Origin of the sequence: Tahibacter amnicola (genome assembly GCF_025398735.1) — a bacterium.
Lineage (GTDB): Bacteria > Pseudomonadota > Gammaproteobacteria > Xanthomonadales > Rhodanobacteraceae > Tahibacter > Tahibacter amnicola.
The window spans coordinates 2,790,778-2,813,008 of sequence record NZ_CP104694.1 but is presented as its reverse complement, the minus strand read 5'-3'; the positions used below and the strand labels follow the sequence as shown (position 1 = coordinate 2,813,008).

Below are 22,231 nucleotides of genomic sequence, written 5' to 3'. Positions count from 1 at the left end.
TGTGACGTCCACTTTGCCACATTCACCAGTGGTGATCGATTTGTTGAGTGGCACTTCCGCACCAGCGATGACTGCGTCGACGCGGCCGTAGTTGACGCTCGCAATTGCTCGCAAACCACGCCCGCCATCCGGCCCGCGTTCGTTCCCGTCAGCTGCAAACATATCCGTACAGCGGATGCCCCGGCGCGCACAACCCCGGACACACGGCTAACCGAACTTGCTTGCTGGCACAGCGAGGTTCTGGCGCCATCGGAGGCGGATTGGGACCCCAGCAGCCGCAGACTTGCATGCCGTATCCCGAGGGAAAACTCACGGACGGAGGCGGGGGCGGTGGTAAAGGTGCTGGCAGAGATGGCGGCGGCAGGGGTGGAACAGGAACCGGTCGGTTCACCGCAACCGTCACGGGAAGCAGCGAGCCCGTGGCGGCACCGTGTGCGGTGTTGCACCAGCAAGGCGTTCCAACGGGCGCGGAACCGTTTACCTGGCAGGTGATCACGGCGGTACCGCAGGTGCTCGAAGGACTATTGTGCGCGAAGGGCGAAACCGGGCGATTCACCATGTCCGCATTGCTCATGCGTCCACGCATTCCCGTTTGCTGCGAATTTCTCCATCCAACCCATGCCACATAGCGGGATTGCTCGGCGTAGGCATCCGCCTCTACCGAGTGATGGTTGCGGAGGTAGCGAATGGCGAAGTCGCGGATCCCCCATTTCTGGAACTGCTCGACGTGCGACAGTTCGTGCGCCCATAGCGTGGGGTTGTAGAGCGCGTCGTTGACTTCCTTGAACACAACGATGTATTCCAGCGTGATCGCCTGCGCCTTGCCGTAGCGGATCGAGTTCACCTGAAGCGTCAGGTCGCCGCCGCCACGCACCCGGTATCGGACACGGTTGAGCAACCCTTCTGCTACGAACCCCGTCAGGTTTCGTCGAATTGCGTGCGGTATGGGCTGCACGCCACGGCGTAGCGCATCATCGCGGGATTCCTCGATCAATCGCTCCAATGCCGGCGCAGAAGCCTGCACCAGGGTTTCGTTGACGAGCCGGGTTCCGCCTTCCTCGATGATTTTGTAGGGGGGAATGGCATCTTTGACTTGCCGGTGTGCATCGTCCAACGTCTTCCCGGCACCAGGAGCTACAAGGTCGATGGCATCGCCGATCAATCCACCGGCTAGTGCACCCGTCGACGCAAACCAGCTGCCGCAAGCGAGCAAGTACAGCAGCACTCTCGGAACGACGCAGGCGTTCATGGTGATCCCCTCTCGGCGGTCAAGCACCAGATCCACGTTCGACGTGCGCACCGAATGGGCGATGGGAACGTCGCCGGGTGGACGCCTCAGATCCTTGCTGTGATGGGAGGCAAGGAACTCCCACCGCTGCGAAATAGGAACGCGTCCCGCCATACCGCCCCGCCCGGAATATTCACCCGCAAACGGATTGACGCCCACCCGGCATCTCCGCAAGAATCGCCCCGCTGCCGCCAAATCGGCAGCCCAGGATTGGCGTCCTGGTATTCTCGGCGCCCCCAAGCGCCCATCCGACGATGACGGCGCTTTTTTCGCGCCCAGTCGTCGGCTGGGCGCCCTTTGATACCCTCAGGTTTCAACGGCGGGCGGCGCGTGGCAGCAGCAATGCTGGCCGGTTCGAGAATCCGGTACGCCAACCATGCGCCGTCCGTCACCGCTTCGGGTCCGGTGACGGGTACTCCCCACTCGTCGAGGACACCGCAATGTCTCTCCGCATGGAACGCCCGTTCGCGATCCGCGAACACTTGCCGTCGAGTCGTACCCGCCGCCTGCACCGGCTTTCACGCCGGTGCAGGCGGTTGCAGCATTCATCGAAGGCTCCGTCGTCGCGCCCTGCCCGCTCCATGCCATCAAGGAGCGATGCATGAGCCATTCTCACGATGACGATCAGGCCGACACCTCCCCCGAGTACGGTATCCAGGATGTGCTCGTAGCCGTCCTGGCCGAGGACCACCACGATTTTCCGCGCATCCTGCACGCTGCGCGTCATATCCGCGATACCACGCTCGCCAGTTTGCGTACCGTGGCGCAGCTGCTGCGCGCGGCGGCCCATGGCGACAATCCACGCCGGTCCGACCTGATGCACGACGCCGGTTACGTCGTCGCCCAGCTCACCGACTTTGTCGATGCGGTGACGACGCTGGAGAGTCATGCGGAGTTTCAACGGCAGCGATTAGCGCGCTGATCAGCGGGGTCATATGGCTTCTGTAGCCCGGGTTAACCCGAAGGGTTCACCCGGGGGTGGGGCTGCGATAACCATGTCGGTTGGCGGTGAGCGCAGCGAACCCCGACACCAGGCCTATAGGGAACTTCGGCCTGTGGTCTGGCGCTCCTGTTGGGCTTTGCGCTCAGCCAAACCTGCAGTTGTGCACGTTTTATTGCTGTCGCGTGATTTACCCCGGGTGCGCTGCGCTTACCCGGGCTACAGGAAGCGCTGCTGTTCTGTAGCCCGGGTTAACCCGAAGGGTTCACCCGGGGGTGGGGCTGCGATAACCATGTCGGTTGGCGGTGAGCGCAGCGAACCCCGACACCGGGCCTATAGGGAACTTCGGCCTGTGGTCTGGCACTCCTGTTAGGCATCGCTGCGCTCAGCCAAACCTGCAGTTGTGCACGTTTTATTGCTGTCGCGTGATTTACCCCGGGTGCGCTGCGCTTACCCGGGCTACAGGAAGCGCTGCTGTTCTGTAGCCCGGGTTAACCCGAAGGGTTCACCCGGGGTGGGGCTGCGATAACCATGTCGGTTGGCGGTGAGCGCAACCTGCAGTTGTGCGCGTTTTATTGCTGTCGCGTGATTTGCCCCGGGCGCACTGCGCTCCCGGGCTACGACAGCGATAGCGCGTACGTTCGAGGCTTTGCGAATGCCGTAGGAAACACCGTCGCCCTTGGCCGGGGCGGGGTTGCAAGCGGTGGTGGTCGTCCTTGCCGGAGAGGCCGCCTGCCACTCACTGCCATCGACGGTGTTTCCGGTGACATTTGCTGTTGAAAACGCCGGTGGTGAGGCGTGGGGAGCTGCGCCAATGTGCATCGCGAAGCACGCTGGACGGTGCGTTCCGCTGACGAGCGGTGACGTATCCACCTCCACGTCTCACCACAGGTCGCGGCTGATGCGGAAGGACGCGTCACGCCGCCGCTACTTGCACGCTGCATATCTCTACACCAGCAGGGCGCTTGGCGCGTTCTGCGTCAACGATGGGAGTTCTTATGAAATCTCACTGGATCGCGCATACCCTCACCCTGGGCATTGCGCTGTCATTCGCGACGACACCGGCTTTGGCAGCAGGTGTCACACGCGATGTGGAAACGACGGAGTCGTTCTCGCTCAAATCCGGCACGAAAGAGAGCCGGGAAGCCTATGCCTGGATCGCCGTGCGGATGGCGAATACGCCGCTGAAGCATGCGGCGGCGCCGGATTCGGGTGACCTGGAAATCACCCATATCTGGCGCAACTCTGCAGAAGGAGCCACCCCGCCCGATCCACCGCACGCGCTGCCGTTGACGGGAACCGAGGGAGAATCCATCACCTTCAAGCGCCGCGTGCCCCGCATCGACGGCGGTGGCCTGGAAACCTGGATTTACCAGTGGCACAGCACACGCGGTGGTGCGTGGCAGTTGGTCGATTACCACTTCACGCTGGGTGGGAATTGCGATAACGGGCCGTAGAAACGCCAGGCAAGTGCGTGCGGCCGTCGCAGGGCGGTCGCACCGCACGCGCTTGACGGATGCTGCGTCATGCCGACTCGGCAGCATGCGCCCCGGCCGGCGTCAGGGTCGCCGCGCGTCGATCCGCAATCAGAATGTAGACCGCAAACAGCGCCTCCACAGAAGCGCCCGCAAAAGCACCGAGAGTCGGCGTAACCGCGAACTTGCCGAGCAGATAGCCAGTGCCGGCAAGCGCCATTCCCAGCACCCAGTAGACGCGCAGGCCAAAAAGCGTGCTGAACGTCAGATACCGGCCGCCGATCACCAGCAGCATGGCCGGGAAGAACCACTCGATGCGATACAGCGAAACGACATAGGCCAGAGGCAGGCTGAAAATGAGCCAGAACACACTGGCCGCCGCCAGCGCACCCAAGGGGTTGGTCTTGGCATGTTTGCCGGAACGGCCGAACAGCTTGCAGATCAGGATGGCAACCGGATGGATGGCCATGCCGCCGATGAAGAGAACCCAGACCGCTTGTTGCGGCGAAGCCTTGATCGTGGCGATAGCGGCGGCAAACCAGGCCAATGAAGAGGCGAGAACGCCTGCGCCGCCACTGCAGTAGCCAGTGCGCATATCCGATTGAGCCTGGGGCAAGTCGTTGATCATCGTCTTTCCGTCGTCTTCGAAAGGGGGTGAGGCTTGGCGCGCCCATGGCGCGGCGCGGGCGATTCTAGCCGTTCTTCCGATAGGAGGCGCCCTACCGTGCGGTCACCTGCGGTGACCACAGGCTACGGGGTGTTTCAGGGCATAGCAGCGGTAGAACTGGCCGATGGTGGGCCTCGCCGCGCAGTCGCCCCCTGCCGGAATGCCCCAACACTGCCGATTTCGCACCCGGCAGCCATTTGCTCGGCGCCGCAATGGCGAACCTGAACCCGGTCCGCATTCTTTCTCCCCGCACGGAGTACGATGCATGCCCAGACGATGATGCAAAGGGCGACTCCGATGAAACTCAAGCGCGTACTCGAAGCCTGCCTGGCCGCTGCGTTGTTCGGCCTTGCGTCCGGCGCGCTGGCGTCCCCGGCTGTCGAGCTCAAGGACGGTAGCCGCATCGAAGGCGAGATCCAGAGCATCACCAATGGCGTGTACACCGTGCTCTCGCCCAGCCTGGGGACCGTCCATATTCCGCAGTCGAGCATCGCGCGAATCGTGTACGACGGTGCGCCGGCAGCGAGTTCGGCAGGCGCATCCTCAGCGCCCGACGATGGCCTGAGCCTCGACATCGCGCAGATCGGCAAGCGCCTGGCGCAGGATCCGGATGCGATGCAATCCATCATGAGCCTGCAGTCCGATCCGCAGATCCAGGCGATTCTGGCCGACCCTGCCATCACCCGGGCCATCCAGGAGGGGGACTACGCGAGCCTGATGGCCAACCCGAAAATCCGGGCGCTGGAAAGCAATTCACGGGTGAAACAGCTGGTGCAGCAGCAGGTACGCTGACCATCAGCCAAGTTGCGGTCGTTTACCCCGAAGCGCGGCCGGGATGCTGCCGGGGAAAGGCCGCCAGCCATGGGAAAGCCCCGGGCCACCAATGGGGTTCGGCCTTTCCCGGTTCTACAGTGAACAACCTGCCGCCGCCCCCGAAACAATTCGGCGACCGCTACAGGGCGCGCCGGATTCCAACCGTCGTGATTCCGGCGACATCGCCGATCTCCGTGTTGCCAATGGGCATGTTCCTGGCCTGGTGAGTCAGGTGGCATTGGCCGCGGGAGGGTCGAGTCCCGGGTTCTGGCGCCCCTGCTGGAGTTCGGTGCACCCCAACCCACGCTTATATACTTTTTGCCGTTGTATCTTCATTCCCACGGGTGCTGCGCTTACCCGGGCTGCGGGAAGCGCTGCTGCATCTTGCAATCATGTCGATCGCGGTGAGCGCAGCGAACCCCGACAGCGAGCCTGCAAGGCACTTCGACCTGCTTTCGGGCACGCCCACCGCGGGCAAGGCCGCTTACAATGGCCGCCCGAATACCCACGGCACTCCCCATGAATGAACCCGTCCGTCTTTCCAAGCGTCTTGCCGCGCTGATTGGCTGCTCTCGCAGCGAAGCGGAGCAATACATCGAGAACGGCTGGGTCAGCGTGGACGGCGCTGTGGTCGAGGAGCCGCACTACAAGGTGACCGACGAGATCGTCAGCCTGGACCCGGCCGCCAACCTCGACGCCGTGCAACCCGCGACCATGCTGTTGAACAAGCCCGAAGGGCTAAGTGTCGACCTGGCGTTGCAGCAGATCTCGCTGGACTCGCGCAGTGCCGATGACACCTCCGGAATTCGTGCTTTGAAGCGCCACTTTCGCAAACTGACCTGCCCTGCCGGGCTGGAGTCCGACAGTTGCGGTCTGGTTGTACTGACGCAGGACTGGCGCGTTTCCCGCCGATTGATCGAGGATACGCTCACGATTGAGCAGGAGTACGTCGTCGAGGTCAGCGGCGAGGTGATCGAGAACGGACTGGCCCTGCTCAATCACGGGCTGAGCGTTGGTGGCTGGCCTGTTCCCCCGTGCAAGGTCAGCTGGCAAAGCGAAAACCGCCTGCGTTTTGCGATCAAGGCGCCGCAGCCAGGCCAGCTGCGGGCGATGTGCGCCCAGGTTGGTCTGACGCCGCTGACGATCAAGCGCATTCGCATCGGGCGTATATCCATGGGCAAGATGTCCGTCGGGCAGTGGCGCTACCTGCCGGTGAACGAGCGGTTCTGAACACCCGCGCATTCGCTCAATGCGTCACGAAGACGAGCGTCAGAAGGTCATCATCCGCCAGGGTGTCGAACAGCTCGCGCTCATCGACATCCCTGCCCCAATGACCATTCCGTACGACCTCATAGAACGTGGCGATCTGGCGAATACCGTACGCGGCAAGGAATTCCTCGCGCGGGAGCAGGTACCGGTCCAGATCCACGTCACGGTGAGGCCAGAGCGGCCCTAGCCCGAAGAAGCGCGTGTCGGACGGCGGACCGATGGGTATCGGTTGGAACTCCCGGTTGGCCGCACGCATGGCCGCGACCAGCGGCTGGGAACGCCACGCGTCGATGGCGAGTTTGTAGCGATCCTCTGCTGCGTCCTGGTACCTCTCCCAGAACACGTTGTAGGGTATCCATTCCAGAGTCCCGCGCACCGCGTGTGCCGCGTCCCACAGGGCTCCCGCTGCGCTAAGCACCGTCTGACGCATGACATCCAGTGCGATATCGCGCTTGCGTGCCGAGCCGGCCCACCCCGTTGCAACACCCGAGGGACCACGATTCGCGAATGTGGCGCCGATTGCTCCCTCTTTCAGCAGCCACCCGTCCGACGACGACGAGTACGAGAGAAACGGAGGCTCCGGCCGCGGCTTCCACAGATTGCCGCCCGGATCAACCAGTGCCTGGATTTCGCAGATTGCTCCCCGCGCATCGAAGCGAATCCATCCGTAGTCCATGCCGGGACGCGGTTCGCGATTGTTCACGAGCGGAACGATGCCGTAGCGCTCCTGCGCGACCTTCAGCAGCGGAGCCTTGTTCCGGGTACCGAACAGGCGCGTGGCATCGGCGAGGACGTTCTTGTAGGTGAACTCCGCTGTCGGCTCGCCCAACAGCGCATCCAGCTGCTCCCGGTAGTCGTCGCCAACGACAAGAATGACAAACGAACCCATAGCCGATCTCGCCCCCAATGCCCGGTGGTGCACAGGGCAGATTATGACGAGGAACCGGCCGGGACAACCGCGAATCCGTGTTCCTTGAGGCCACGCCCGAATGAGACGCGCGCACTGGTATTCAACGGGCAGCGTGATTGCTGGGGGCCAACGGCGGGTTACCTGTGGCCCAGGAAAACTCGCCCGACAAGACGCACTGCGACCACGGCACGAAAATGCGAGTGTCGCCGCCAAATCCAACGTCACGGCGCAATTCACGCGGGTGCGCGCCATTTACCCGGCCTGCTTGACGCTTCCGAATCTCCTAGTCCGCACTGTCCCATTTTTCGCAACTTCCCTTTCACCGCATGACCGCGACGCGCCGATCCGTTGCGTTGTTGCGGCGAAACGCACTTTCACGGTCGCTTTTGTAATCTGTACGGCAGCGTATTAGGGCCGCGTGGGGTCGAACCGAATAATGGCGTTCCCCGAATAATCGCGTTCGCCAGAGATATGACCATGCGTTGGCCTGGACTGAAAAAACGAACGATGGCATGTGTTTCAGCGGCCATCCTAATATCTCCGCTGACTGCGCAGGCAGACCATCTGCAGCTGGTGACACTCGGCCACCCCTTCGCATATGGAACCCAGGGGGAATTGCCGTCGGGTAGTCCGAGCGTGAGTGCGGATGGCCGATACGTCCTCTTTGAAAGCGCTGCGTCAAACCTGGTACCGAATGATCGGAACGGCGCATCAGACATCTTCTTGCGGGACAACGAACGCAACACGCTGTCCATCGTCAGCTTGACCGACCGCAATGGCGCCATTGCCGGCGACAGCACCGAAAGTTCGATCTCCGCGGACGGCCGCTATGTCGTGTTTTGCAGCGCCGCACCCAACGTGGTGACCGGCATCGCCCCGTTGATCCCACGAACCCAATGCTACCGGCGCGACACCACACTGGGCGTGACACAGCTGGTGACCGCTCGCGACTACGCCATTCCCGGCGACAACGATAGCCGGCGCCCCACCCTTTCCGCTGACGGTCGCTTCGTGACCTTTGTTTCTCTGGCACGCAACCTTGCCGACGGCAACACCGGCCCGCATCAGAAGCTGTTTCTGCGCGACATGGACTCGCCTTCTGTCACCCGGGAGGATGTCAACGCCCTCGGCGAGGGCGGGAATCAATACCCGCAATCAGCGATGATTTCTGCCACCGGACGATTCATCGTATTTGACTCAAGAGCGGACAATCTCGTCGCGGGTGATACGAACGGGGCTTCCGACGTTTTCCTGCGCGATCGCGAAACCGGCGCGGTAGAGCGCATCAGTGTCACCACGGAGGGGGCAGGTGCAAACCGAGGCAGCTACGACCCGGTCATCACGCCCGACGGCCGCTATGTCCTATTCTCCTCGCTGGCCAGCAATCTCGATCCCCGCACCGACCAGGGCATTTTCGTACGCGATCGCGTGGCGCAGACGACCGCACTGGTCAGCATTGGCTTCGCGGGCGAAGCCATTGTCGGTAACTACTGGGACCGGCCGCGAATATCCGACGATGGCACCACGGTGGCGTTCGCCACGAGCGCTTCATTGGGCCCGGGCTACGGCGCTGAACACTTTCGCATTCTCGTGCGCAACCTGCAGTCGGGCCAGACCACACTGGCGAGCGACAATCCGGCGGCCAACCCATGGGCGTTGCATCCTGCCATGACCGCCAATGGTCGCGTGGTCTACTTCGATTCCACATCCACAAGCCTCGTCAATGGCGATACGAATCAGGCACGCGATGTATTTGAACGCGATGTGTCGACCGGCATCGTCAGGCGTATCAGCGAATCCGTCGACGGCCCCATCGAGACGGGAGCCAACGGGGCCAGCACCTTGCCAGCCCTTTCGCGCAACGGCCGATACCTGGCATTCCGGTCGGCAGCGACCAACCTGTCAGGCGCCACAAACCCGGCAGGCGCAATCTACCTGGCAACCCTGGAAACCCAGTCGGTACGCAGCCTGGTGCCGTCGAGTCCGTCACAATTGCACGGCCAGCTGGCGATCTCCAGCAGCGGACGGTTTGTCGGGTTTGACAGCGAGGCCGACCTGATCGCCGGTGATGCCCATACCGGCAAAGACCTCTACGTCGTGGATACGTCCACCGGCCAGCTGGAATCCTTGAACATTCCCGCGCCGGCGGTCACTTTCCCCTTCCACAATGCCTCGTTGGCCCTCTCCGACGATGGACGATATGTCGTCCATCTCGCCGCCGTGCGGGAAGGCGACCATGGAATGCGCGACCGCGTCTTCCTGACAGACCGGGTCGCACGCATGACCCGCCGTATCGATGAACACGGCAGCGCCGGCTGGGATGACAAGAGCGCCACCCGCATCGGCATCAGCACCGATGGACGCTACGTCGTATACAGCAGTGGCGCCAATAGCCTTGTCGGTGACGATTTCAACAATACATCCGATGTGTTCCGCTACGACCGCACCCTCGGCACCACGCGCCTGATCAGCCGCGCCGCGAACGGATTCACAGCCAACGGCCCAAGTACCGGGAGCCGGATCTCCGACGACGCCCGCTTCATCGTTTACGTATCCAGCGCGAGCAACCTGGTACCAGGCGATACGAACAACGCCGCGGATATTTTCGTATTCGATGCGGACAGCGGTAGCGCCGCGCGCCTGACGCTCACGGCGAACGCGACAGCGCTCAATGCACCCGTGACGGAGCTGGCCATTTCCAACAACGGCCGTACCGTGGCCTTTACCAGCGCGGCATCCAACGTGGTTGCCGGTGACACAAACGGTGCTGCGGACATCTTCCTGCACGACCGCGACACGGGCGAAACACGGCTGGTGACCGCTTCCGTATCGCACGGTGCCGGAAACGGGGCTGCCAACAGCGTCAGCCTTTCGGCAGACGGCCGTCGCCTCGCCTTTGCGGGCGCAGCCTGGAACTGGGTCGATGGCGACCATAATGGCAGCCGATCCGACGTGTTCCGCTACATCGTCGCGCCGTCACCGACGGCGATCACCGTGGTGTCGGCGGAACCGGCGCAGCCCGTGGTGGGCGAACCCCAGGTACTGACGCTGCGACTTGATGCGAATGGCGGCGAACCGCAGGGGTCCGTTTTGGTTCGTGAAGGGAGCCAGGTGCTGTGCGGCCCCTTGCCGGTGATCGATGGTCTCGCGCGATGCGAACTGCGCATGCTGACGGCTGGTGTGCATGCGCTGTCCGGGGAATTCACCAGTGGTTCGAATCTGTTCGACAGCAGCCAGGTCGCCGTGAATCAGGTTGTATCGCCGGCTGCAACCGCGCTGAGGGTCGACACCCTTCCGGCAGTGGTCCGTCCCGGACAGGGCACGCTGGTGCGCGTTGATCTGGATGTGCAATTGCCAGGCTCGGGCGTGCCGACCGGGACCATCACGGTTGCTCGCGACCGCGGTGGCGATCAGTGTGTTATCCAGCTGCCGGCCACGCAGTGCGAGTTGCCGGCAGGCGGCGCCGGGCGTTACCGCGTATCCGCCCGCTACGCCGGTGACAGCAACTACCAGGCGAGCAGCGTTGATGCGGGCGAGCAATTCATCAATACCGCCCCTATCGCCCGTCATGATCAGTTCGTGACCTACGAAGACACTCCGCTCACGCTCCCCGCGGCAAACGGGGTCCTCGCCAACGACGAAGACCCGGACGGCGATCCTCTGCAGGTCGTCACCACCGTGAACGGCAGCGGGATTGGCGGCGAAATCGCCCTCCAGGCCGACGGCAGTGTCTACTACGCGCCGCCGGCGGACAGCAGCGGCAGCGACGAGTTTGGATACGGCATCGACGACGGTTACGAGGCTGCATCGGCAAGCGTTCGTTTCCAGGTGCTGCCCGTCAACGATGCGCCCGGATTTGCCCTTTCCGGCGATCAGCTTTGGCCAGCCGGTGCCGCTGGCCCGCGCGAGTTGCCGGCGTATGCGCACAGCGTGCGGCTCGGACCTGCGGATGAATCCGGGCAGCAGGTCGCCGGCTGGCTGGTACGCGTGGACGATCCGGCGAATGTCGTTGACGACCTTTCAATCGCACACGACGGCACGCTCCGTTACACCTTGACCGGCAACTGCGGATCCGTTTCCGTTGCAGTGGCCGTGCGCGACGATGGCGGCACGGCGAACGGCGGCATGGATACGTCGCCCGAGCAGCTGTTCCAGGTATCCGTGGCGGCGGGCGTCAACCTGGTGGCAACGCTGCGACGTGTGGCGCATGTCACGGCCGATGAGGTGCAACTCACCTATACCGCGCGCATCGAGAACCAGGGAACCGGCGCTGCCCACGGCACGCAGGTGCGGGCCACGTTGTCCGGCAATCTGTTAAACGCGACCTGGACCTGCGAAGCAACGGCGAACGCGACGTGCGCCGCCGCAGGCAGCGGTGCCATCAGCGATGAGGTCGACATCGCGCCAGGCGCGGCACTGGTCTATACCGTGTCCACCTCCGTGCCAGCGGGTGGCGACGCGCACGTGGAGGTATCGCTGGAGGCGCTGCCGATCGCCAGCGAGCCCGATATCGACGTCAGCGATAACCGCGCCACGGACTCGGCCGTCATCGGGCTGTTCGCCGATGGTTTCGAGAGTCATTGAGGGGTTCGCGTCATCAGTACCGCCGATTTGCGGCCCGGCTCAACCCGCAGGGTTCAGCCGGGATTGGTCTGCGATCGTGGCAGGAAACCCAGTGTGCTCGCCGGCACCAACGTCGCCTGGTTCCTCGCCCCACTTCGCCCGGCGACAAACCGCCGGGCGAAGTCCTGGTTCTTACTGCACCGGCGGCTGGATCTCGCGCACGCTCAGGTTCTTGAAATCCACCTTGCGGATATTGTCCCAGCGGTACACGGCCAACGGGCCGCCCCAGGTGATGACTTGATCGGCGACGCTGGCGCGACAGGTACGTGCCTGCGAGCCCCAGCCGCCGGTATCCGTGGTTTCATACTTCTTCGACCAGGTATTGGTGTTGGTCTCGTCCACCCACAACTCCATCCGCACATGGCGGTTAGCGGCGAGGTTGTAGGTCATGACCTTGAAGCCCACCCACTTGTCTTTGAGTGGGCCTACGGCCGGCGTGGGGCGGGACGGGCGGAAATCGTAGTTGACATGCCACTGCTCTTTCGCCGTCTGCACGCTGCCATTGAAGAACAGATCGCCCTTGTAGGCCGAACCTTCGCAGAAGGGCTTCGGATTGCTGTGCTTGCCGCCACGCGAGTACCAGGTGAAGGCGTCGGACATGTCGGACGCATCGCGCAGGCGGACATAGCCGGTGATTTCCGTGTTCTTCCAGTCGCGCGGACTGAACATATAGCCACGTGTCGCCAGCACGCCGTGGTTGTCTTCCACATCATCCTGGTCGTAGCCGGCGGTGGTCTTGACGTCCAGGCGGGCGGCGTCATTGTCGCTATCGTTCTGAAAGCGCCATGACCCGTCGGTGTTGCGTACCAGCGGCGCCGAACCGTCCGGATCGAAGCGCGGATCGTTGTTCGGGTTGGTCATGTTCATGAACCATGTCTCACCGCCTGCCACGGTCGGATAGACCATGCGAACGCCAAAGCGATCGTTACCCGGATCCGTCACCTGGCCCGCATCCACGGTCACTTCGGCCACGCTGTTCCACATGTTCAGCGTATTGCCATGTCCCACGATGCGCACGAAACGCGCCGGCACCGGGCCGAATCGCACGGTTTCATGCTGGAGCGTCGTGCCGCTGGAGGTGCCACTGAAGACGCGCTGCCAGGCCGTGCCGGTTTCGCTCACTTCAACGTCGAAGCGGCTCTGGCGGCGATCGCCCTGGTGCCAGGCGATGTTGACGGCCTGCACGGTCTCGCGCGCCGTCAGGTTCAGCTGGAGCCATTGGCCGTCGCCCAGGGCCGACCAGCGCGTCGTGAACGATCCATCGATGGCATTGGCCGGCACATTGCCGTCGTTGCTGCTGGCCGTCGCCGAGGCCACCGGCACCACGCGGCGCGGCGCACCGTCGCGACTGACCGCCATGGTATCCAGCAACGCGATGGCGTCGGTCGTACCACGATGTGCATGGGCCAACAGGCGGCCTGCAAGCTGGTCCGGTTGCAATTCGGGGGCACGCTCCAGTGTAGAGGCGGCGGCTTGCGCGACTGCCGCGACGGCGGCCGCCTCCACTTTGAGCGTACCGGCGCACGTGGAGCGCTCGTCCGTGATAACCAGCGCACCGTGGCGATGCGCCAGATCGACGGCACCCTGCAGCGCCATACAGCGATTTGCCGCGTCGGCCAGGTAGATGACGCGGTCCTGTGGCCGCGCTGCCGTGCTCGCCGCCTTGGCCAGCGCGTCGACGGTGTCACTCAGACGCCGGGTGGCGCAGCTGTCGACGACGCGCAGGCCCATTTCCTTTGCACTGCCCGCGCAACCGGTGATCGGGTCCGGTTCCGCCGACGCCACGGCCGGATCGGCGCTGAATGCCGCAATCACCTTGTCCACGCTCACGGCGCCCTCAACCTGGACCAGCTCGGCGCCGGTGGCCAGCGTGCGCAGTCGCGTCACGGGCTTTCCCAGAGCGGCGCCGGCGCGCGCCAGACTACGCTGGATAGCGGCAGAACGGCCGGATTCGGCGTCGCCATGGCGATAGACCACGACATAGGTGTTTGAGGGCGCTGCGACGGCGGGGACGGTGTCCGCGGAAGCACCCAGGCCGCTGGCGTAGCCTGCGGACAGGGCACAGCCTGCAAGCGCCAGGCTCAAGATCGACCGGCGCGGAAACGTGCGAGTACGGGAGTTCACGAATGGGTCTCCTGGATTCGGGTTCAGGGTCACCGATGCACGCATCGGTGTGCCGGAACAGGCTGCGAGCCCACTGCATTCCGGCTTGATCTCGCTCGCGGACCAGCAGCCCCGTGTGCCAGGGAGAAACCGCCAATTGTGACGGGTATGGCAAAAAATATACGACGCGGACCAGGACGGCATGTCCGGCGGAGACAACCGCACGGGAAAACTCCTTCGCCGTCGTAGCCCGGGTCAACCCGCAGGGTTCACCCGGGTTTGGCTTGCGACAGCGGTGGCGATGCGACGGGGTCGCCAATCCCAGGTTACGGTGTAGATCACCCCCGGGCTTTGGCTACACGGAGCGTAGCGATTCGCCTTCCGTAGCCCGGGCTAACCCACAGGGTTCACCCGGGGCGAGCCTGCGACCACGGTGGCGAAATGCGAAGGGGTCGCCAATCCGAGGTCATGGCGTAGTTCACCCCGGGCGCGCTGCGCTTGCCCGGGCTACAGGGAGCGCAGCACCAATCCGCAGGGTTCACCGGAACATCAATCGCCACCGGACTCCCGATAGACGATACCGCCGTGCCCGATGAATTCCGTATCCCTATCCAGGAACTGGTGCACAGGCACGCCATCAATGGTGTAGCGGAATTCCACAGGCTCGCTGCGTTCTTCCGCATGGGTGGTGAAATTGTCGATCCGCACGCGGACGACGGTGTGTTCTTTTCCGTCGTGGTCGTGCACGCGCAATTTGTCGTTGACCCAAGCCATGCGATCGCCTCGCTGGCGCGGGACCCGCGCCGTTGTTGGTGCTGGCAATTGTAGTCCCGGAATACGGTGCCTGGGGTTTTGCGCTGCTGGGCTCGCTTACCCAAAGGAACATCTCAGGAGACGGAGACCTGCAGCACCGCCATAGACGAAACGAGCGGCAAGCCCAGCGCGGCCATAACGCGCCAGCTGGTGCCGTTCGCGCGGTACCCGCCACTACGCCGCGCGGATAACCCCCTCCCCGACGAGATGCATCGTCCGGCCATCCGCCGCCAATGCCAGACGCAGCGAAGCCTCGTCCTTCCACGCATCGCGGATCGTCGCCGCGGACGCTGGGTCTACCATCACCGCGCTATGCCGCGCCTTGTCCAGCAGTACGGGCTGGCTGCCGAAATGCAGCAGCGCGAGACGCTCGTTCAACGGCGTCGCGTCGAGACTTGCCGGTAGCACACCCTCGTCGCGCCTGAGCGACTTGTGCACGTACAGCCAGCCTTCCCACTGGCCCGGATCAGGGCGCAAGTCGGCTTCGAGGCGCGCGTACAACGCCTGCGTCACCCGCACGGCGTGGTCGCGCCGATCGGTACTGGCATCGACGACGGCGGGATTGAAGCGCAGGACGAGCGATCCATCAGGCTGTCGAAGGCACACGACCGGGACGATCGGCACGTCAGCGGCGCGACTGAGCCAGGCGATGCCGCTGCGCGCCCGCAGCGTTCGCGAGAAAAAGGAAACATCCACCAGGCTGTCGTTCTCCCGCGCGTCGCCAGCCCCGGTGTTGCCGTCGAGATACAGCACCAGCGAGCGCCCCTTGCGCAGTGCGCGCAGGCCCTGCAAGGCACTACCCTGGCTTTCCGCGTCAATCGTCATCAGTGAGCCCGGCCATCCGCGCGTGCGCGAGACGTCGACGGCCTGGGTGATGAATGTCTCGCTGTGGCGGTCGCGCGTCCGTCGCGCCAGGAACAGCGAACTATCGACACCTCGGCGCAACAGCACCGAAAACAGGTGGCGGTAGGAACCCACGTGATTGGCGCAGAAGATGACCGGCGTGCGCCGATCCAGCACGCCATCCGGATCATCGATCACGCTCGATGCGGACAAGTCCAGTTCGCCCTGGTCGAACAGAGCCATGCGTTGCTGGAAGATCACTTCACCGATGACGGCGCGACGTTCATCAACGGTCAGTGCCGGGAAGAAGTAGCGCAAGTTCGCGTCGGCGAGATGAAAAGCGTTGGAAAACGGATCTTCCCGGGACGTCGCTCCAGCGACTGCGGCAAGGTCCGCGTCGACCTCGGCGCGCGTCCGTGCCAGCTGCGTGCGATAGGCCATCGACAGCGCCGCGATCACGGCAAGTCTCCGCCAGCCATTGGCGTCGTTCGACGGACCCGCCGACCGATGCCCTGGGCGATATTGCGCGCAATGGCCCACAGTCGCACGAACACCACATACATCATCAGTGCAAATCCTGCCGCCGTAAGCAGCATCGACAGGGCATTTACTACCACGGTCGCCACGGAATCGGCATTTACGCCCAGCGCCAGATAGCTTGACGCCAGCGTCAGCACCTGCGGCAGGTTGGTCACCGTTGCCCAGGCGGTGTGCATGACGAACACCGTGAACACCACGAAGAACACACCGGAAGCGATCGCGTAAACCACCAGCGGCGTCGGTGTCGCAGCGCGGCTTCCCTCATCACCGTAGAGCACACGACTTGCCACCGCAGCCCACCATTTTCCCGATCGCTCGCGCAGGTTTGGCAAGCGGAAATAGTCCGCGTACACCCAGTAGCCGTCGAACCGGAGGAAAGGATTGAGCGTGATCAACAGCGAGAAAAGACTTGCTCCGACGACCAGGCCCAGCGCGCGGCTCTGGCTGAAGTGCTGGATCACTGCAATGAAGGCCGTTGCGAGGATCTGGAACCAGGCTCCCGCGAGGTTGATCGCAATACGCTGCGAACGCGGCAGGCGCCAGGCTTCAGTCACGTTGCAGAACAGCACGGGAAAGATCAGGTACAGGCCGATGCCTATCTGGGCCGGACGCGCACCATAGCGCCGCGTTGCGCCGGCATGTCCGAACTCATGAAACAGAAAGGTTGCGAACAAGGTTGCATAGAGGACCAGCCAGTCCAGAGCACCTAGCGGCTGAAAGCTGAGAAGCAGCTGCATCCTCGCCGCGTCGACGACATTCCACGCTACCAGTACGAGCAGGCACAACGGCAACAATGCCACGACAGCCCCGGGCGCCAGCAGTGGCTGGACCAGTGTCGCGATCCGCTCGACCGCACTGGCGGACACCAGCGTGCGTGAGAAATAGATATACCGATTGCGGGTCGCTTCTTCGTCGACCATGGGAGCCGGCGGCACGGTCAATACCAGACGCGCCGGCAGGTATTCGGTCCGGATGATGTGTTCGATGGCGGCGACGGTTAGCGGACGATCGGGATATTCCGCGTTGTAGCGACACGCGATCGTTTCGGTATCCGATGCGCCGGCGATCGCTGTCAAAAGGCCAGCGCTCTGCGCCGAACCGAGAAACACTCGCTCGCCCACGCAGATGCACCAGCGCGTCGCGTCTGCGTCCGCATCGGATGCGTTCACGCGCAAGGGGCCAGCCAGAAAATAGGAGTCGCTCACGAATAACACAATCCAGCAGCGGTACCGGAAAACGAGGCCCCGCGTACGGGGCCTCGTCGATAGCAGTCAGCGCAACGCTCAGGTCTCGGAATCGCACATCGGGCGACCAACGCACTCGCAGCAATAGCGCGACTCGGTCGCGGCGCTCATCGCCGTCATTTCCAGGCGCTCTTCGAGTTCCGTCAGACGGAATTCGGCAACGTCAGAAGTAATAGCGGAAATAGCAGAGCTGGTATTCATTATAGTGGCCTTATTGAAGTGATGGATCGCAATGGAACGGTCCTACCATTTGCGCTTTTCCCTATTTCTACGCGGAAAAGCCCGCGGATACTTTCACATCAAATATTCGACGGTCAATTCGCATCGCGACAAGAATAATCCGGCGCGCCGCTTTTAGATGCGCATTTGAATACCTACACGATTATTCCATCGATAAATATCGGCACCTGATCGCGCACGTCCTGGAGTACCGGCTATGTGGCGGTGCGTACGCCGTGACATGCACCACGACTTCGGCTCAGTGTGTTGCGCCGAACATTCGCTACAGCCGTTGTAGCCGGGTCAACCCGCAGGGTTTGCCCGGGGGTGACGTCACCTCGAAACCGAAAATCGCCGCATGGCGTTGGCAGCGATGCGTAAGCGACAATACGCTGTTCACCGGTTGCGCTGAGACTGGCGTCAACGGCAGAGATCCGCAGGAACGGAGGTACCCTGTGGCTTTTTCGGCTTCCGGGCCAGTCGCCTGTCGTTATTGCTCTGCCCTACTTCATAATCTGGCTGATCTGTAACAGCGTGATCGCCATCGTCCTTTACCGCGTGTCAGCCGCTTCGTCACGACGCGTACAACGGCGCCCCTGACGTGACGTCATCCACCATCGATCTTGACTATGAAGAACTACTACGAACTCGCCGATGGCCAGGTCCATATCTGGCTGGAACAGGGGCATTCGGTCTGCATGAAGGCCGTGACGGATTGCGGCGATCCCGTCGAGCTGTCAGACAACGCGATAGACGAGGTGGTCCGGATATTGACGGAGCTGAAGACGGCGGCGAGTGCCGGCTAGATGTCGCCGCTCGTGCGCGCCGTGGCAGCGATTCCGCGGGCGCAACGACTACCGGCTCATCGCCGAGACCCGCGCATCCTTCTCCGCCCACAGCCCGTTGATCCAGGTCTGGAAACGCTCGCGCAACGCCGGATCGTTCTCGTAGTCGCCTTGCAGCATGCCATCGGGCATCGGCAATTTCCGAACGTGTACGTGCACTTCGCGCACGCGCCCGCTGAGGAGATCCCATATACCGGGCCGGCCACCGGGATAGACGATGGTGACGTCGACGACGGCCTGCAGCAGCTCGCCCATCGTCTGCAGCACAAACGCGACACCACCGGCCCGCGGCGGCAACAGATGCGTATACGGCGACTTCAGCGCGACGTGCTTGGCGGGTGTGTAGCGCGTGCCTTCGACGAAATTCATCACCGACACGGGCAGATCACGGAATTTCGCGCAGGCGCGCCGGGTCGCCTCGATATCCTTGCCGCGCAGTTCCGGTCGCCGCTGCAGCACATCGCGCGTGTAGCGCCGCATGAAGGGAAAGTCGAGCGCCCACCAGGCGAGTCCGAGTACCGGCACCCAGATCAACTGCTGCTTGAGGAAGAACTTCAGAAAGGGAATGCGCCGGTGGAAGATCGACTGCAGCACCGGAATATCGGCCCAGCTCTGGTGATTGCACAACACCAGATACCAGCCGCCGTAGCGCAGGTCGTCCAGTCCTTCGACGTGGAGCACCGTCCCTGTCAACGACGCGACCAGCCGGCTGTTGACCCCGACCCAGCTTTCCGCCAAACGCACCAGGAGCCCGGAAACCGCCACCCGCCATCGCGCCAAGGGAATGACGAACTTGACCAGTGCAAGCAACAGCAACGGTGTCGCATGCACCAGGGTGCTGACGACGATCAGGCTAAACGCGACTACCGCGCGGGGAATTTCACGGATTGACAAGAGCGAACCTCTGCGCGCAGGGACCGTGCGCATTCCGAATGCTCCAGTGTAGTACGTCACTGCCTGCGCGGGATACCGGCCGCGCCAAGGCCGGCAGTCTGCAGAACCGCCCGCTCGACACCGCGGGAACATGCGGCGGCGGCCGACGGAGAGCGGGTACCGCACCTCCTTCTGGTATGCGCCGGCCAAACCGTCAGAAGCGGTGCCGGGGAAGAAGGAACAGGCTGGCCTGTCTGATGCCGACGAGCCTGCCCCCTGCATTTCACAACAGCCGGGCGTACGATGCGCCTACCGCTGACCAGGTGCCGGGGGGAATCGTCATGCGTACTGCCGCCAGACGTCTCGTTCAATCACTGGCGATGTTCGCCGCGCTTGCTGGTATCGCATCCGGCGCATCGGAGCAGGTCTACACGGGCACATTCGAACCGTGTGACGGGTACTGGAAAGGCGGCTCCTGCTGGTGGTTCGGCGAGAACGACCAGTCCTGCGACACGGTGTGCGCCGACCACGGCGGTGATCAGCTCGGTTCGCGTTTGCTCACGGGATCAGCGGGCGACAGCGTTATCTGCGGAGAGCTGCTGACTGCGCTGAACGTGATCAACCCGCTGCCGGTGACCGAGCAGGTGTCTCTGGGCGGTATCTCCGGCCTGGGCTGCGGTTCGGACTACACCAACAACGCCACCTCGTACCGCTTCACCTCCACGACGACCTCATCCGCGAGCAGCGCATCGAACGGATCGCTGTATTTCCGGCGGCTCTGCGCCTGCGGCAGCCAACCTGCACCGACCTCGCTGTCGTACGCCAGTGCCCCACTCCAGTTGCCGCGCGGTGTCGCCATGACGCCGGCGTCGCCCACGCTGGTCGGCTATGCGAAGTCGTATGGCGTCGCGCCGGCGCTGCCGGCAGGACTCCAGCTCAACACCACGACCGGCGTTATCTCCGGAACACCGACAGCGCTGCAGAACCCCGGGCAGTCGCATCTGGTCGTCGCCCAGAACAGCGGAGGGGGCAAGTCTGTCTCGATCAACGTACAGGTGTACCCGCAGGCGCCGACCAACTTTTCGTATCCGGGAACGCCTTACATCTTCAACAAGGACGTGGCGATCACGCCGATCTCGCCGAGCGTCTTCGGGCAGGTCACCAGCTATACGTCGGACACGATGCCAACCGGCTTATCGGTTCACCCCACCACGGGTGTGATCTCCGGCACGCCGACCGTCCAGCAGGCTGCGCAGGCGTATTCCATCACGGCGCACAACGTCGACGGGACGGCGACCACGTCAGTCAACATCACGGTGCAGGCACCCATCAGCTGCGGATCGGGTGGACAAGCCGTCGGCGGCACCTGCTGGTACTTCGGACAGAACGACGAAAGTTGCACGACGGTCTGCACCACGCATGGCGGCTACAACGCCGCGACGCTGAGCTTCGCCGGATCCGGCGGCAGCAACGCCAATTGCGGCCAGGTGCTGACCGCGCTCGGTGCTTTCAATCCCACGCCTGTCACCGCAACAGCATCGCTCAACGGTATCAGCGGCATGGGCTGTGGTTCCGATTACACCAACGAAGCCACGAGTTACCGCTTCACAAGCGCAACGACCGCTGGCGCTAACAGCGGCAGCGACCCAGGCCTCTATTTCCGTCGCGCATGCTCGTGCAACAACTGAGCGCGACGCGCTGCTGCTTTCATAGCCTGGGCTGACCCGCAGGGATCGCCCGGGTGAATCGGAAGTCGGCGCCGAAAATGCACCGCGCGCTGGGAGCGACAATTGGACCGCAATCCGCCGTTCACCCCGGGTGCGCCAAGCCCCCGGGCAGCCACATCACGCTGCGGACGGGGGACAACGCCACCGCCTGCATGACCCGACTGCCGAACGACATGCGGACACGCCGCGTTTCAGCCGAACAGCCAGGAAAGCCAGGTCGCCCGATCGACGCGGGCGATGGGGTCGGGCGCGAAACTCTGGCTGTAGATCCACCCATAGGCGTAACTGTCGACGATGGGTCCGGTGGCGGGGCGGTCGCCGGGGAGGCACCGCTCGAAGTCGGCCACGTAAGGTAAACGGAGTGCCTGCCACAGTTGCACGAATCGCCCGCGCAATTCGGGGGACGGCACACGCAGATAGGTTTCACCCTGGTATTCCGTCGTACGGGCGTCCTTGGCTATCGCCTGCATCAACGGCCACGAGGTCGGGTAGATGGCGATGCTGCTGCGCAACCCCACCACGGCCCGGAACAGTTCAAGGTTCTGCGACAGCAATGCCGCATCGGCTGCCACACGCAAACGCAGCAGCTCTGAGGCGTGCCGGCTCTTTCCTTTCTTGCCGGTGTAGTAGGCACCAATCCGTCGCAGCAGATCCCGGCGGGGTGCGGCGCCATCCATCAACGTGCTGCCAATGGCAAAACTATAAACGGCGGTGACGGCAGGCAGCTGCGGATCTGCCGGGTTCAGGGCACGCTCGCACATGTGATCGGCATTCGCACGCAACGCTTCCGCAAGACGCTCACCCTGCGCAGTACTGGCTTCGAACTGAAGGCACCGCAACGCCGATCGCAGCGCGAACAACGTGATGGTATCCAGGTCTGTGGCGATAGTGCCCGCACAGCCATTGATCAGCTTCTGTTCGAATGTGGTGCCGGGCAGCTCGTATTCCGGTCGCGACATGGCATCGCGCCACTGCTGCGCGAGTGACTCCAGGCCCATCGGCAATTCCTGACGCACAACACGCCTCATTCCGCCCACGC

18 protein-coding genes are annotated in these 22,231 nt (G+C 63.4%); 8 read left to right on the top strand and 10 right to left on the bottom strand.

Features of this window, described 5'->3' with window-relative positions; all coding sequences use genetic code 11:
- Window positions 1-148 precede the first annotated feature (148 nt).
- A complete protein-coding gene (locus N4264_RS11875) occupies window positions 149-1,447 on the bottom strand; it encodes an eCIS core domain-containing protein (RefSeq protein ID WP_261697251.1) in 1,299 nt (432 codons plus the stop codon).
- A 442-nt stretch (window positions 1,448-1,889) separates the two neighbouring features.
- Here N4264_RS11875 and N4264_RS11870 point away from each other — a divergent pair, with 442 nt between their 5' ends.
- Both N4264_RS11870 and N4264_RS11865 read left to right on the top strand, forming a co-directional pair.
- The gene (locus tag N4264_RS11870) at window positions 1,890-2,210 is read left to right on the top strand and encodes a hypothetical protein (protein WP_261697250.1); all 321 of its coding nucleotides are present in this window, start codon (window positions 1,890-1,892) and stop codon (window positions 2,208-2,210) included.
- Window positions 2,211-3,226: 1,016 nt separating this feature from the next.
- Complete coding sequence (locus N4264_RS11865) at window positions 3,227-3,685, top strand: hypothetical protein (protein ID WP_261697249.1); 459 nt, start codon at window positions 3,227-3,229, stop codon at window positions 3,683-3,685.
- Window positions 3,686-3,752: 67 nt separating this feature from the next.
- On the opposite strand, the gene N4264_RS11860 is transcribed toward N4264_RS11865, so the two are convergent.
- Entirely contained in the window at window positions 3,753-4,331 is a 579-nt protein-coding gene (locus N4264_RS11860) for a DUF7010 family protein (protein WP_261697248.1), read from the bottom strand.
- Between the two features lie 336 nt (window positions 4,332-4,667).
- Here N4264_RS11860 and N4264_RS11855 point away from each other — a divergent pair, with 336 nt between their 5' ends.
- The 3 genes from N4264_RS11855 (at window position 4,668) to N4264_RS11845 (ending at window position 6,413) form a co-directional block, all read left to right on the top strand.
- On the top strand, window positions 4,668-5,162 hold the full coding sequence (locus N4264_RS11855) for a hypothetical protein (RefSeq protein WP_261697247.1): 495 nt from the start codon (window positions 4,668-4,670) through the stop codon (window positions 5,160-5,162).
- A gap of 365 nt (window positions 5,163-5,527) precedes the next feature.
- The gene (locus N4264_RS11850) at window positions 5,528-5,710 is read left to right on the top strand and encodes a hypothetical protein (RefSeq protein WP_261697246.1); all 183 of its coding nucleotides are present in this window, start codon (window positions 5,528-5,530) and stop codon (window positions 5,708-5,710) included.
- Complete coding sequence (locus tag N4264_RS11845) at window positions 5,703-6,413, top strand: rRNA pseudouridine synthase (RefSeq protein ID WP_261697245.1); 711 nt, start codon at window positions 5,703-5,705, stop codon at window positions 6,411-6,413. Before N4264_RS11850 ends, N4264_RS11845 begins: the two co-directional genes overlap by 8 nt.
- Window positions 6,414-6,429: 16 nt before the next feature.
- Here N4264_RS11845 and N4264_RS11840 read toward each other — a convergent pair whose 3' ends face one another.
- Window positions 6,430-7,341 carry a hypothetical protein gene (locus N4264_RS11840; protein WP_261697244.1) on the bottom strand — a complete coding sequence of 304 codons (912 nt, stop codon included), beginning with the start codon at window positions 7,339-7,341 and terminating at the stop codon, window positions 6,430-6,432.
- Between the two features lie 498 nt (window positions 7,342-7,839).
- Between N4264_RS11840 and N4264_RS11835 the strand changes: the two genes are divergently transcribed.
- Window positions 7,840-11,946 (top strand): cadherin-like domain-containing protein, encoded by a 4,107-nt coding sequence (locus N4264_RS11835; protein WP_261697243.1) that lies wholly within the window; start codon window positions 7,840-7,842, stop codon window positions 11,944-11,946.
- Between the two features lie 171 nt (window positions 11,947-12,117).
- Here the strand turns inward: N4264_RS11835 and N4264_RS11830 are convergent, their stop codons facing one another.
- The 5 genes from N4264_RS11830 to N4264_RS11810 form a co-directional block, all read right to left on the bottom strand.
- Window positions 12,118-14,109, bottom strand: coding sequence for a discoidin domain-containing protein (locus N4264_RS11830; protein WP_261697242.1), 1,992 nt, complete (start codon window positions 14,107-14,109; stop codon window positions 12,118-12,120).
- A gap of 528 nt (window positions 14,110-14,637) precedes the next feature.
- The gene (locus N4264_RS11825) at window positions 14,638-14,862 is read right to left on the bottom strand and encodes a hypothetical protein (protein ID WP_261697241.1); all 225 of its coding nucleotides are present in this window, start codon (window positions 14,860-14,862) and stop codon (window positions 14,638-14,640) included.
- 213 nt (window positions 14,863-15,075) lie between these two features.
- Complete coding sequence (locus tag N4264_RS11820) at window positions 15,076-16,203, bottom strand: LpxL/LpxP family acyltransferase (RefSeq protein ID WP_261697240.1); 1,128 nt, start codon at window positions 16,201-16,203, stop codon at window positions 15,076-15,078.
- On the bottom strand, window positions 16,200-17,489 hold the full coding sequence (locus N4264_RS11815; RefSeq protein WP_261697239.1) for a zinc metalloprotease: 1,290 nt from the start codon (window positions 17,487-17,489) through the stop codon (window positions 16,200-16,202). The genes N4264_RS11820 and N4264_RS11815 overlap by 4 nt, the downstream gene beginning before the upstream one ends.
- Before the next feature lie 78 nt (window positions 17,490-17,567).
- Window positions 17,568-17,729 (bottom strand): hypothetical protein, encoded by a 162-nt coding sequence (locus N4264_RS11810; protein ID WP_261697238.1) that lies wholly within the window; start codon window positions 17,727-17,729, stop codon window positions 17,568-17,570.
- Window positions 17,730-18,376: 647 nt separating this feature from the next.
- Here N4264_RS11810 and N4264_RS11805 point away from each other — a divergent pair.
- Window positions 18,377-18,553 (top strand): hypothetical protein, encoded by a 177-nt coding sequence (locus N4264_RS11805; protein ID WP_261697237.1) that lies wholly within the window; start codon window positions 18,377-18,379, stop codon window positions 18,551-18,553.
- Window positions 18,554-18,601: 48 nt separating this feature from the next.
- Here N4264_RS11805 and N4264_RS11800 read toward each other — a convergent pair whose 3' ends face one another.
- Complete coding sequence (locus N4264_RS11800) at window positions 18,602-19,486, bottom strand: 1-acylglycerol-3-phosphate O-acyltransferase, YihG family (protein ID WP_261697236.1); 885 nt, start codon at window positions 19,484-19,486, stop codon at window positions 18,602-18,604.
- 320 nt (window positions 19,487-19,806) lie between these two features.
- On the opposite strand from N4264_RS11800, the gene N4264_RS11795 reads away from it, so the two are divergent.
- Window positions 19,807-21,153: a putative Ig domain-containing protein gene (locus N4264_RS11795; RefSeq protein ID WP_261697235.1), complete on the top strand. Its 1,347-nt coding sequence runs from the start codon at window positions 19,807-19,809 to the stop codon at window positions 21,151-21,153.
- A 230-nt stretch (window positions 21,154-21,383) separates the two neighbouring features.
- On the opposite strand, the gene N4264_RS11790 is transcribed toward N4264_RS11795, so the two are convergent.
- Window positions 21,384-22,190, bottom strand: a complete 807-nt coding sequence (locus N4264_RS11790; protein ID WP_261697234.1) for a hypothetical protein — start codon at window positions 22,188-22,190, stop codon at window positions 21,384-21,386.
- Window positions 22,191-22,231 lie beyond the last annotated feature (41 nt).

Coding starts and splice junctions, on each gene's coding strand:
- N4264_RS11865 (WP_261697249.1), top strand. CDS start 3,227: ATGAAATCTCACTGGATCGCGCATACCCTCACCCTGGGCATTGCGCTG.
- N4264_RS11825 (WP_261697241.1), bottom strand. CDS start 14,862: ATGGCTTGGGTCAACGACAAATTGCGCGTGCACGACCACGACGGAAAA.
- N4264_RS11805 (WP_261697237.1), top strand. CDS start 18,377: ATGAAGAACTACTACGAACTCGCCGATGGCCAGGTCCATATCTGGCTG.
- N4264_RS11795 (WP_261697235.1), top strand. CDS start 19,807: ATGCGTACTGCCGCCAGACGTCTCGTTCAATCACTGGCGATGTTCGCC.
- N4264_RS11790 (WP_261697234.1), bottom strand. CDS start 22,190: ATGGGCCTGGAGTCACTCGCGCAGCAGTGGCGCGATGCCATGTCGCGA.
- N4264_RS11860 (WP_261697248.1), bottom strand. CDS start 4,331: ATGATCAACGACTTGCCCCAGGCTCAATCGGATATGCGCACTGGCTAC.
- N4264_RS11845 (WP_261697245.1), top strand. CDS start 5,703: ATGAATGAACCCGTCCGTCTTTCCAAGCGTCTTGCCGCGCTGATTGGC.
- N4264_RS11810 (WP_261697238.1), bottom strand. CDS start 17,729: ATGAATACCAGCTCTGCTATTTCCGCTATTACTTCTGACGTTGCCGAA.
- N4264_RS11855 (WP_261697247.1), top strand. CDS start 4,668: ATGAAACTCAAGCGCGTACTCGAAGCCTGCCTGGCCGCTGCGTTGTTC.
- N4264_RS11870 (WP_261697250.1), top strand. CDS start 1,890: ATGAGCCATTCTCACGATGACGATCAGGCCGACACCTCCCCCGAGTAC.
- N4264_RS11840 (WP_261697244.1), bottom strand. CDS start 7,341: ATGGGTTCGTTTGTCATTCTTGTCGTTGGCGACGACTACCGGGAGCAG.
- N4264_RS11835 (WP_261697243.1), top strand. CDS start 7,840: ATGCGTTGGCCTGGACTGAAAAAACGAACGATGGCATGTGTTTCAGCG.